Source organism: Opitutia bacterium, from assembly GCA_016217545.1.
Lineage (GTDB): Bacteria > Verrucomicrobiota > Verrucomicrobiia > Opitutales > Opitutaceae > Didemnitutus.
Map to the genome: position 1 here is coordinate 827,695 of JACRHT010000012.1, position 11,860 is coordinate 839,554.

An 11,860-nucleotide genomic window follows, 5' to 3' on the forward strand; every position below is an offset into this window, starting at 1 on the left:
CCAGGTGCAAGTCCTGGCAGGGGGACCAATTTCAATCCTCGCGTGGGGAAACATAGATCACCCCACGCTTCGGACGTGGTGTTGCGGGTGAGAGTCCTGCCGCGAGGTCCACTCCGCGTGGCCGAGTAGCTCAGGCTTCCGCCTTCTAAGCGGAACGACGCAGGTGCAACTCCTGCCGCGGGGACCAACGGAGAGTGCCGAGGACAGTTCCTCAAGCGGTCCCGAAAACCGTGGTGCCGCTCAGCGACAATGGTGCGATGCCATCACTCTCCGCCACTTTCCGCTCGTAGCTCAAAAGCAGAGCAGCCGACCGATAATCGGCCGACCTTGGCGCGATACCAAGCGGGCGGACCAATTGGGAGAAGTAACTCCGGAAGCCGGAGGACACGGTGCTAACGTGCGCGGCCCGATCGGGCTGAGGGGCGGGACCTCACTTCTCCGCACTGCCGGGTCGTCTAACAGCAGGACCACGGGCTTTGAACCCGTCGATGCACGTGCGAGTCGTGCCCCGGCAGCCAATTTGCTCTTCACGCATAGTCAGCGATGCAGCGGTCCCGTAAACCGCAAAGGCCGGCGCAACTCCGGCGAAGAGCTCCATTTTTCTTTCGCAAAAGAACACACACCGCGCCGGCGCAGCTGCGTCGGCGGCCGAAGCAGGAGATCCCTTTCCATGAACATCTCCCTTCTCGACAAACCGATTGTCCTCTCGCTCAACCGCGCGTGGCAGGTCATCGGCCATCGCACCGTCAAACAAGCGCTCGTCGCGCTGAATGGCGGCGGTGACGGCCTGCCGCCGGCGCTCGGCCTCGATATCGCTTACCCGAAACTCGAGGACGGCGGCTGGAACTTCGACCGCCCGCTCTACCTGACTCCGCTCGCGTGGGGCGACTGGACGAAGCTGCCCGTGCGCGATTTCGACTTCGCCGTGCACACGCCGCGCCAAGCGATCCGTGTGCCGACCGTCATCATCGCCACGCAGTTCGACCGGATGCCCGTGCGCATGCCGCGCGTGACGCGCCAAGCGATTTTCGAACGCGACGGCGGCGTCTGCCAATACACCGGCGAATACGTCGGCAAAGGTGGAGGCAATCTCGACCACGTGATCCCGCGTGACCGCGGCGGCCGCGACTCGTTCGAAAACCTCGTCTGGGCCAAACGCGAAATCAACTCACGCAAAGCCAACCGCCTGCCGCACGAGGCCGGCCTGCAACTCATCCGGCGCCCGCGCGCTCCGCTTCCGCTTCCCGCGGTGGCGGCAATTCGCGAGCCCAAGCATCCCGACTGGCGCCACTTCCTCGCTCTCTGATCGCACGCGGGTGGGGAAGCGGTCCGGCGGCCCACCGAACTCCTTCCCGATCCGTGTGCGATCTTTCACTCCCATGAACCCGCTTGCCCAAAGCCCCGTCGCCGTCGTCGACCTCCTCGACATCGTCGACACCGCGCTCGCGACCGTCTCGCGCCGCGTGCCGCTGCACGTCGCGCGCGACGACCTCGCGTCGGCCGGCAAGCTCGCGCTCATCGCAGCCTTCGGCCAAGTCGACGGCTCCGAGGACGACATCCGCGCTTACTGCTTCGTGCGCGTGCGCGGTGCGATGCTCGACGAACTGCGCCGCCTCGATTCGGTGTCCCGTCGTTCGCGTCGCGCCGCCCGTCTCGTGGCGCGCGCCCAAGCCCAGCTCGCCGGCGAATTGGGCCGCGAGGCGACACTCGACGAACTCGCGATCGCCACTGGCCTTGAAATCCGCGCGATTGCTGCCGCGCGCACCACGCTCGCGGCGGACGCCGGTGGCGACGAGTTCGCCTGGGACGACCTGGCGGACGCCGATACGCCCTGTCCGGCGACGAGTGTCGAACTCGCCGATCTGCGCGCCTCCGTCGTCGCGGCGCTCGATCGCCTGCCGGCGAACCAGTCGCTCGCGCTGCGCCTCTATTACCTCGAGGACGCGACGCTCGACGACATCGCCGCGCGCCTGAACGTCTCCCGCGAACGCGCCCGCCAAGTGCGCGAAGCCGGCGAGAAACGCCTGCGCGCCGACTTCGTCATTCTCTCCCTCTGGCAAACCCTCCTCAACGAAACCTAAACCTCCGCGCGCCGTCCCGCACGGGGCGGCGCGCCCTCTCTTATGAGCCAACTCTCCATTCGCCCGAATCCACTCCCTTTGAAGCTGGTGCGCCTGAAGCGCTCGCGCGTGCGCACCTCTCTCCGTCAATACCGTGAAAATCTTCCGCCCAAAACCAAGCACGCCCGCGTCGGTGTATCACCACCGTTCGCTCTGTAGCGTTGACTATCCACTTCCCGCTCTCGAGCGCGGTTGGCTGCATGGCCGCCAAGCCAAACTCGCCTGGGACATGAACCGCATCGCCGCGCACATGGGTGAACGCTGCTGGCTCAGTTTCTACGACGGCGACTCCAAGCGCGCCGCTGATCCGGCTTCGCCCGCACTCGTCGCCGTCGCCGGCTTCTGGCCGGGCGGCGGTTTTGTCGAGGTCGTGCCGCAGAACGGAAACACCTTGGAGGATCACCCGCGCCACGTGCTCGCCGCCTATGCCGCGACCGCGGTGGAGTGTGATCGGCTGTTTGCGGAGCTGCTGGCCGGTTTCATCCACGCGGACGCCGTGCGCGAGGGTGTGCCACGCATCGGCATCCTCAACAACGCCTATGGTTCACTCGAGGTTCAGCGCATCACGATCTCGGAAGAGCAAATCGTGGACCGCGATCTTGTGGAAATCTACTACGGCAACGGAGCCGCCGCGTGGACGGACGCTTGGGTCGCGGAACTCGGCAAACGCCGCTACGGCCTCTCAGTGCTCACGGGCGCGCCAGGCACCGGCAAGACCACGCTGCTGCGATCCCTCGCCTCCTGGCTGAGCGATACGCACATGTTCTATTTCATGCCCGCTGCGCGCTTCATGCAGGTCGAGTCCGGCGATATCGTGAACTTCTGGGCCGATGAAAACCGCAGCTCCAAGCTGCGAAAGATCCTCATTCTGGAGGACGCCGAAAGCGTCCTGCTGCGCCGGGCCGACGACAATCGCGAGAAAGTCGCCTCCCTGCTGAATCTCACCGACGGCATGATGGGCGACGCACTGGGCCTTCACGTGGTTTGCACGCTCAATTGCGGGCTCGCCGATCTCGATCCCGCGCTGTTGCGCCCCGGCCGCCTGGCCGCGCAGCGCGAGTTCGGCCCGCTTCCGCTCGATCAGGCCCGCCGTCTCGCCGCGCGACTCCATCGTCCGCTGCCCGAAAAGCCGTCCACGTTGGCCGAGATCATCCACGGCCAACCGGCGCCCGTGCCGGCACCGCTGCCGCCGCGGCGTCTCGGTTTTCACTCCCACCTTACTGCCTAAATCCACATAACGCATTCATCCCATGAACATGGAAATCAAAGCTCGTGATCTCGTCGCTGCCGGCTGGCACGAAGGCCGCCGCATGGGCCCGGCGCTGCGCCGCGCCCGCGACCTTGAGTCGTCGGGGCTCGCGCGCGCGGATGTCCTCGCGCAGCTCGAAAAGGAGTTTCCGAAGCAGCTGCCCGTCATCCTGCCGCGCTACGAGCCGGCGCCGCTCGCGGAAGCGATCGACGTCGAAACGGAGATCGAACAGGAGAACGTCGCGGCTGCCCGTGCGCGCATGCACGAGCTCCTGCATTCGCCCGTGATTCAGCGCGGCGTCATCATGCCAGACACGTGTCCGGCGGGCGGTGGTCGCGCGACGATTCCCGTTGGCGGTGCCATCGAGGTCGCCAATGCGATCATTCCGGGCGCCCACTCGGCGGACATCTGCTGCTCGATGTTCGCGTCCTTCTTCCCCGCGAACCACCCGGTCGGCGAAATGATGGATCATCTTCAGAAGGTGACGCATTTCGGCGCCGGCGGCCGTCCGCGCGGCCATCAGTGGTCGTCGCCAGTCATCGAGGAGCCGGTCTGGGACAATCCGTTCCTGACCGGTCTGACGAGCCGCGCGCGCGATTTCCTCGGGACGCAGGGCGACGGCAACCACTTCGCTTACTTCGGGCGCATCGAGTTCACCGAGGCGCAGCGCGCCGCGATCGAGGCTGCCGGCTACACCGAGCTGTCCGATTGGATCACGCGCCGCGACGGGAAGTTCAACGTGCTCGTCACGCACCACGGTTCGCGCGGCCTCGGCGCCGACGTCTACAAGCGCGGCCAGGTTGCCGCGCGCAAATGGTGCGACGAAAACGCCAAGGACATCCCCGATGCCGCCGCGTGGCTGCCGGGCGACTCACCCGAGGGCCTCGCCTATTGGGACGCCCTGCAATACATCGGCCGCTGGACGCGCGAAAACCACGCTCTCATCCACGAGGCGCTGCTGCGCCGTCTCGGCCAGCGCGCGCTCGTGCAGATCGGCAACGAGCACAACTTCGTCTGGAAGCGCGGCGATATCTTCCTGCATGGCAAGGGTGCGACGCCCGCGTGGCGCGACCGCGATGGTCGTCCGCTGCTGGGCCTGATCCCGCTCAACATGGCGAAGGAAATCCTCCTCGTCCTCGGCGCGGACAACCGCGACTACCTCTCGTTCTGCCCACACGGGGCCGGCCGCAATCAGTCGCGCTCGGCGATGCTGCGTCCCTTCAAGGATGTGGAGGGACGCATCGAGCCGGCCCGCGTGCAGCAGGTGATGGCGGAGCTGACCGCGGGCCTCGACATCCGTTGGTTCTGCGGCGCACCGGACCTTTCCGAGTCGCCCATCGGCTACAAGGACGCCGCGAAGGTGAAGGCGCAGATCGCGCGCTACGGTCTCGCCCATCTCGTCGGCGAAATCCAGCCGCTCGGCTGTATCATGGCCGGCGAGGCTCCCGAACCGCCGTGGGTTCGCGCCCGCCGTGAGAAGCAGGCGCGCCACCGCGCGGAGCGTCGCGAGGGCGCGCAGGAGGCGAAGGATCCGAGTTGATCAAGGCCACGCGCGTCCTTTCCAGGAAGGCCAAGCCCCCAGGATTTTCTAAAGAGCGTCGGCTGGGAAAATAGTTTGCGGCGCGCGGGGCCGCGCGCGCAGCCTGCATCACGATGCGCGGCGGGGCCACGAAGCGCATCCCTTCATTCATTGCCCCTCGGATCAACCTCGGCCCGCGGGGCGTTGCCTTCTTCCCCTCGATCCCCATGCGCATCAGAAATACCAGGCGGATTGCCTGCTGCCTCTTGCTCTCGGCCTTCGCCGCGACTCAAGGCGGAGCGACCTTCATCAACGGCGCTGCCGACCGGCGCAAAGCCTACACCAAGGGCGAACCCACGCCGGCCATGGAGTCGCGCGTGCGCGAGTTGGTGCCGGCAGCGATCCCGCCGCGCGTTCGCTATGTCTTCGATACGAACGAACGCATGAACGCCTTCGCGGAAAACCTGCGCAAGGGGCTGGAGGCGGGCGATGCCGCCCTGTTCAAGGACGGGGTGATGCTGCTTCCCGGAGCGAACAAACTTTTCGGCAAGACCCTCGGCACGGGAAGTTCGAACATATCGGTCAGCGATCCCGCCGACCTGAAGAACGGAAAATTCGATCGCGGGCTGAAAATGGCGTTCCTCAAGGGGGAGCAGATCCCGAAGCTGGCCACCGAGGTCTCGCGTGCCCTGAAGGAGGACGGCGGGTTTGTCGTGCGCGCGCTGCGCACCGACGAGATGGCGCATTGGTGGATCTACATCATGTTCGATATCGAGGAGCCCGCATTCGTTGTGGCCAGCAAGGAGGGCAAGCATCGCTTCGTGGTGGAGCTCAATGCGGCCGGACAAGTGGTGGTCCTCGATGAGTTGAACCACTTGCCCACGCACTGAGAGAGGGATGGGCTGATCCTAACGAGCGCCTCGAAAACCAACCGCCGCGCGGTGCGATGGAAATGTGCGGCGAGCGATGTGCAGACGAGCTCGCGCGTGCTGCACGTTCACGCGAACGTCTCCGGGAATATGGACTGCGGCAATGGTCCGACACGGCGACTTGCAATGCGCTGACGCCGCGCCGGGGCCACGGAGCGGCACGGCAAGGTTCGCCATCAGTCGCGATGACCAAGCCCGCCCGGGAATGATCCGCCTGGGCGCGATGATTTCAGGCCTGACGCGGCAGTTTCTGAAGCTCGCCGCGCTTCCGCTACGGCTCGCCGCTATCGTGTGCGCGTGATCCCGCGTCGTCGATAAGCGGCTGTGCTTCACTCGCTCTGTCCAATTCGATCCAAGGCGGCCTTGATCGCGTGCAGGTAATTCGGGTGCCAGAGTTCGTGGTCGGCGTCGGGAACGTCCGTGAAGCTGCTTTGGCGATAGAAGTCGCGCACCGCGGTCGCCCGACGGTGCATCTGCGCGTCTTCCTTTGCTCCGACGAGCACGTCGGCGGGCGTTGCCGCGTTCCCCTCGCGATAGGAGATCATCCAGCGATCCGGCTCGTCGTCGTCCTCGAGGAAAAACGGTGAGATGGAGCCGAGAATCAAATGCCGCGCGCGCAAGGCGCCGAGGTGCGCGTAGAGCGCCCCGAGCGAGAACCCCAACACCACCTTGCCCGCCGTTTGCGCGTCGACTTGGGGAAATATCTCGCGCGAGCCGAAGTTGGGTCGGGCGCTCGTCCATTCCAGACGGACGAACTCGGCATCCCAACCCGAGCGGTGCAAAAATTCGACGAAGGGCCGGAAGCGACGCTCGGCCCCCGGCATGGGCGGAACCACGGTGAGCAATGGCATCCCACCGAAATGATTACGCCCGCGAAAACGTCAACCAACCCACGCGCCTTGTCGCGAGCGGGCTCGCCGTCCAAGTGAAAGCGGGTGCGCTGTTGCTTCAGGCCTGTTGTCGCCGCCAGAGGCCGGGGCCGATCGAGACAGCCAGCGCGAGCGCGATCTCCACGGCCCAGATCAGCGCGGGTGCCGGATGCAGGAAGCGCTCGACGGCGGGGTCGGTCATGATCAGTTCGCCGCCGATCTTGCCGAGAATGGCGGCGCCGAAATAGACGAGGAGCGGATATTTTTCGGTGAGAACCGACAGCAGGTTGCTGGCGAACACGACGAGCGGAATACTGAGTCCGAGACCAAACAGCAGGAGTCCGAGATTTCCGTGCGAGGCGCCGGCGACGGCGAGGACGTTGTCCAGGGACATGGAAACATCCGCTGCGACGATCAGCCCGATCGCGCGCCAAACGCTGCGCGTCTGCACCGTCGCGGCCTCGGTCTCCTCGGTGTTGTCGAGCAGGAGCTTCACCGCGATCCACAGGATCATCAGACCGCCTGCGAGTTTGAGGTAGGTGACATTGAGAACCCGGCCGGCAACGAAGGTGAGCGCGACGCGGAGAACCACGGCGACCGCCGCGCCGAGACTGATCGCGAGCAGGCGCTTCTCCTTGGGCAGCGTCCGTGCGGCCAGGGCGATCGCGATGGCGTTGTCGCCCGCGAGCACGATGTCGATGAAAACGATGCTCAGGAACGCAACGAGCCAGTGAGCGAGTGAAGCGGAATCGGCATGCATCAGGAATCCTTCGCCTCGACCGCGATATTGTCGCGCTGCAACTGCGCGTAACGCTCGGCGTCGTAGCCGATCTCGCCAAGGAGTTCTCGGTTGTGCTCTCCGAGGCGCGGGGCCGGCGCGCGGATGCTGCCGGGCGTGCCGAGCAGGCGCGGCACGACGTGATGCATCGGCAGCTGGCCCATCTCCGGGTCCGGATAGTCGGCGACGATCTCGCGCGCGGTGAAATGCGGGTCGTCGAGGATCTGCCGCACGTCGTAGATCGGGCCCACGGTCACCTCGGCGCGTTCGAAGAACGCGACGTTCTCCGCCTGCGTGCGCTCGGCGATGAAGGTGCCGATGATCGCGTCGAGCTCCGCCGCGTGGGCGACGCGGGCGGCGTTGGTGCGGAAACGTGGATCGTCGATCAGCTCGGCGCGGCCGATGGCGCGCAGGAGCCGCTCGGCCATCGCCTGCGTCGAGCCGGAGAGGGCGACGTAGAGGCCGTCGCGGCAGCGGTAGCAATTGCGCGGCGCAGAATTCGTCGAGCGACTCCCGGTGCGCGGCTTTACTTGGCCGGTCAGGCGATAGTTGGCGGCCTGCGGACTCAGGATGGCGAAAAGCGGATCGAGCAGCGGCAGATCGATGACTTGGCCGCGTCCGCCGTTTTGCTCGACGTGGCGCAGCGAGATCATGACCGCCGAGGCGCCGTAGAGTCCGGCGACACCGTCGGCGAGATACATGGGCGGCAACACGGGTTCGCGATCGGCGAAGCCGTTGAACGAGGCGAAGCCGGACATGCCTTCGATGATCGTGCCGAAGCCCGGACGCTGGCTGTAGGGACCGTCCTGTCCCCAGCCCGAAATGCGGACGATGACCAGGCGCGGGTTGAGGCGCAGCAGCTCCTCGGGCGCGAGGCCCATTTTTTCCAGCACGCCGGGACGAAAGCTCTCGATGAACAACGTGGCGCTTGGCACGAGCTGGCGAATGATCTCAACCGCTTCCGGCCGACGCAGGTCGAGCGCGAGGCTCTTCTTGTTTCGCGCGTAGATTTTCCAATGCGTGGAGACGCCCTTCGTCTGCCAGGCGCGGAGCGTGTCGCCCTCGGGCGGCTCGACCTTGATGACTTCGGCGCCGAAGTCGCCGAGCACCTGCGTGAGCACGTTGCCGGCGAACAGGCGCGAGAGGTCGAGGACGCGCACGCCGTTCAACGGACCGGGCGTTGCGGGAGTGTAGTCGCGTTGGTGGAGCGGCATGGCTTAGCGCGTGACGGTGGCGGCAGCGGCGAGGACGGCGTGGGCGCGGCGGATGAACGGTGCGTCAATCATCCGGCCGTCGAGGGCGAAGGCACCGGCGTGGGTCTGAGCGGCTTCGACGATGCGACGCGCGAAGTCGATCTCGGCGGCGCTGGGTTGGAAAACTTCATTGGCGATCGCGATCTGGCTCGGGTGAACGCACGACTTGCCGAGGAAGCCGAGGCGCTTGGCGCCGATCGCTTCGGCGCGGAAAACGTCGGCGTCCTTGATCGCGCCGTAGGCGGCGTCGTAAGCCCAGACATCGGCCTCGCCGGCGGCGAGCCGCACGGCGAGCTGGAGTTGTTGGATGACGGCGGTGTGAGTGCGATCGATGCCGAGCGGCTCGAGCAGGTCGGCGAAGGCGAGTTGGAGGCCGGCGACACGCGGATCGGCGCTGGCGATTTCGGCGGCGCAACGCAGCGCGCGAGGCGTCTCGATGTTGACGAGGAACGCGATGCGGCGGTCGAGGCCGCGCGTCTGCTCGAGCTGAGCGAGTGCGGCGCTGGCGGTGCGGACATCGTCGGCCGAGTCGACCTTGGGCAGGTTTACGTAGTCGAGGCGCGGGTGCACGATCGCGGCGAGATCGGCGGTGAAGTGAGCGGTCGCGAGCGCGTTCACGCGCGCGATCAGGATTTTGTTCGATGCTGCGAACTCGGGCGAGGCCAGCGCGGTGGCGAGATTCGCGCGCGCGGCGGCCTTGTGTTCCTCGGCGACGGCGTCCTCGAGATCGAAGGAGAGGCTGTCGGCGGCGCTGGCGAGCGCCTTGGGGAAGAGCTCGGGACGGGAGGCGGGGACGAACAGCTTGCTGCGCATGGGAGTGGGGCTCAGGTGGCGTCGGCGGCGCAGCGGAAGCCGAGCATGCCGCTGCGGTCCTTGCACGGCGCCATGAGCAGGTATTTGCCGTGCTGGTCGAGTTGGTAGGCTTGGGGAAAATACCAGTGTGACGTCTGCGGCTGGTAGGCGCTGCCGCCGCGCAGCACCGCGGCCCGTGTGTGGGTGTCGTGGAACTCATCGGTCCACTGCCAGACGTTGCCGACGAGATCCATGATGCCGAAGGGACTGGCGCCTTCGGGGTGAGCATCGACGTCGTCCGGCGGAGTGAGGGTGCGGCCGCGGTTCGGAGTCGGCACGGCGGCGGGGCGCCAGTCGTTGCCCCAAGGGAAGAGGCGGCCGTCGGTGCCTTGGGCGGCGTATTGCCATTCCCAGGAATGCGGGAGTCGTTTGCCGGCCCAGGCGGCGTAGGCGCGGGCGTCTTCGAGAGAAACCCAAGTCACGGGTTTGTTTTCCCAACCGCGAGGCGGGGCGCCGCGGTTCCAATGGCGGAGGAAATTATGGCTGTCGGCCGGGCGATAGCGCGTCACGTCGACGAAGCGTTTGAACTCGGCGTTGGTGACGGGGAAGCGGTCGAGGTGGAAGCGCGCGATCTGCATGCGGTGCCGGTGCGCGCGGCGCGGGGAGTTTTCCCACGGGAACTGCACGTCGAGGCCGGGCCAGGTGAAACCCTCGATTTCGATGCCGGTGCAGCGGAAGTCGAAGTCGCCCGCCGGGATCGTGACCATGCCCGCGGGAGCTTGGTCGGCGGGGCGGGTCGGCGGGATCGGGACGATTTGCTGGGGCAGGAATTGCCACTGCGCGGAGAGATCTTGCAGCGGAATCCGCGTGAGAGCGCGGCGCTCGCGGAGGAAGCGGGCCAAGTTCTTCGGCTGGCTGCCGCGTTCCACGGCGAGCACGGCGCCGAAACCGCGGCGCTCGATCGGGAAGGCGAGGGTGGCGTGGCCGTCGCTCAGCTCCGGCTTCAGCTTGGTGCCGTGCCACGCGTCGTAGTAGCTCCGTCCCGGGCGATGAGCGACGCGCAACTGGTCGCCGGTCACGTCGTATTCGTTGCGGTTCACGACCGTCCAAAGGGTCGCGTCCTTGCCGGGGAACATCGAGGCGAAGACGTTTTGCTGGCAGGCGAACGCGTAGGGCTCCCAGTCGAGGCTGACGGGCAGCTCCGGGAAGTGGCGGTAGATATGCGTGATCCGTTTCAGCGCGGCGGCATCGCGCGGCGTGAACTGGTTCCAGACGCCCCAGATGTTTTCCCAGGAGTTGTAGCCGGTGCCGTTGAAGAAGATGTAGTGAAAATCGTTGGTGCGGTCGCGGCCCCAGCGATTCTCGGTGTTGGTCATGTGGCGCGGCTCGAGCCATTTCAACTTGGCCACGGGAAGCACGGTTTCGGCGGGCAGCAGCTTGCCCCAGCTCTGGAGATTCCACGCGAGGGCCTCGTCCGAGAGCGGCACGGCTTCCGGCTCGAGGACGAGCGGGTGTTTCTGTTTTTCGGCGGCGTCGAAGAAGGCGCGCGGCACTCCGCTGTAGGTATCGCCGTTGATGCCGTCCGCGCCGATCGCCTTGGCGAGACGCGCGGCTGACTCCCAGTCGGGCAAACCGGCGGGGCGCGTGCCGTTGTCCCACGCCATGGTCGGGATGAAAACTTTCACGCCGCGGCGGTGGAAGTCCGCGACGGCGCGCCGGAGGCCGGGGAGACCACCGGGCAGATCGGCGGCGAGTTCGAATTGGTTGCGATCGTCGATGCCGATGTTCGGGTAAACATACCACAGCAGCACGCTGTCGATGCCGCCGTAGCGTTGCACGAGGTCGTCAAGGTAACGATCAACCGTGTAGCGGCGCCGCACCGGGTCGTAGAAGAAACGGTCCTCGACCATCATTTGGGCGTGGACGAAGTTGCGCTGCGACCAGCGGAGTTCGGGGCGCTCGTAGTTGGCGCCGCTGTAGCCCATGCGGATGAGGTGCTCCTGACGCCACTCGCGGAAGTCGCGTCGCCAGGCTTCGGCGGCGGCGTTCACGTTTTGCTTCCACTGGCCGATGGTCTGGAAGGGCCAGCCCGGCATGCTCACCGGCAGGGGCAGATGCGGACCGTTGCGCGCGTGGGAGAGTTGAAACTCGATGAGGCGAGCGGAAGGCGCGGAGGGTGATTTGCTCATTGATGGCGGGGCGGGGAGTCGGCGTGGGCGCGGCGGACGTGGCAGGGAGAACGGGATCCAGAATGGCGTTCGGAGGCCGCAATGCAGCTCCGAACCGGGCGGAGGGCAAGAAAAGAAGCAAACGTTTGCCTAACGTTGCGCCCGGAGTCCATCCGATTAAGC

The 11,860-nt window shown here is 66.3% G+C and carries 10 protein-coding genes and 2 tRNA genes; 7 read left to right on the plus strand and 5 right to left on the minus strand.

The window, feature by feature from the left end:
• The first annotated feature begins 111 nt into the window (after nucleotides 1-111).
• The 7 genes from HZA32_10530 to HZA32_10560 all read left to right on the plus strand — a co-directional run bounded on the left by HZA32_10530 (nucleotide 112) and on the right by HZA32_10560 (nucleotide 5,778).
• Nucleotides 112-187, plus strand: a tRNA-Arg gene (locus tag HZA32_10530).
• Between the two features lie 257 nt (nucleotides 188-444).
• Nucleotides 445-518 (plus strand) — tRNA-Gln (locus HZA32_10535).
• 152 nt (nucleotides 519-670) lie between these two features.
• Complete coding sequence (locus tag HZA32_10540) at nucleotides 671-1,306, plus strand: HNH endonuclease (protein MBI5424509.1); 636 nt, start codon at nucleotides 671-673, stop codon at nucleotides 1,304-1,306.
• Between the two features lie 73 nt (nucleotides 1,307-1,379).
• Complete coding sequence (locus HZA32_10545; GenBank protein MBI5424510.1) at nucleotides 1,380-2,081, plus strand: sigma-70 family RNA polymerase sigma factor; 702 nt, start codon at nucleotides 1,380-1,382, stop codon at nucleotides 2,079-2,081.
• A gap of 268 nt (nucleotides 2,082-2,349) precedes the next feature.
• Nucleotides 2,350-3,348, plus strand: coding sequence for an AAA family ATPase (locus HZA32_10550; GenBank protein ID MBI5424511.1), 999 nt, complete (start codon nucleotides 2,350-2,352; stop codon nucleotides 3,346-3,348).
• Between the two features lie 22 nt (nucleotides 3,349-3,370).
• Entirely contained in the window at nucleotides 3,371-4,909 is a 1,539-nt protein-coding gene (locus HZA32_10555) for an RtcB family protein (protein ID MBI5424512.1), read from the plus strand.
• Nucleotides 4,910-5,115: 206 nt separating this feature from the next.
• Nucleotides 5,116-5,778, plus strand: coding sequence for a hypothetical protein (locus HZA32_10560; protein MBI5424513.1), 663 nt, complete (start codon nucleotides 5,116-5,118; stop codon nucleotides 5,776-5,778).
• Between the two features lie 368 nt (nucleotides 5,779-6,146).
• Here the strand turns inward: HZA32_10560 and HZA32_10565 are convergent, their stop codons facing one another.
• The 5 genes from HZA32_10565 to HZA32_10585 form a co-directional block, all read right to left on the minus strand.
• Nucleotides 6,147-6,668 carry a hypothetical protein gene (locus HZA32_10565; GenBank protein ID MBI5424514.1) on the minus strand — a complete coding sequence of 174 codons (522 nt, stop codon included), beginning with the start codon at nucleotides 6,666-6,668 and terminating at the stop codon, nucleotides 6,147-6,149.
• A gap of 97 nt (nucleotides 6,669-6,765) precedes the next feature.
• A complete protein-coding gene (locus HZA32_10570; GenBank protein MBI5424515.1) occupies nucleotides 6,766-7,446 on the minus strand; it encodes a YjbE family putative metal transport protein in 681 nt (226 codons plus the stop codon).
• Nucleotides 7,446-8,678 carry a CoA transferase gene (locus HZA32_10575; protein MBI5424516.1) on the minus strand — a complete coding sequence of 411 codons (1,233 nt, stop codon included), beginning with the start codon at nucleotides 8,676-8,678 and terminating at the stop codon, nucleotides 7,446-7,448. Before HZA32_10575 ends, HZA32_10570 begins: the two co-directional genes overlap by 1 nt.
• Nucleotides 8,679-8,681: 3 nt before the next feature.
• Nucleotides 8,682-9,530, minus strand: coding sequence for a CoA ester lyase (locus tag HZA32_10580; protein ID MBI5424517.1), 849 nt, complete (start codon nucleotides 9,528-9,530; stop codon nucleotides 8,682-8,684).
• Nucleotides 9,531-9,541: 11 nt separating this feature from the next.
• Nucleotides 9,542-11,698, minus strand: coding sequence for an SUMF1/EgtB/PvdO family nonheme iron enzyme (locus HZA32_10585; GenBank protein ID MBI5424518.1), 2,157 nt, complete (start codon nucleotides 11,696-11,698; stop codon nucleotides 9,542-9,544).
• Between the last annotated feature and the right edge of the window lie 162 nt (nucleotides 11,699-11,860).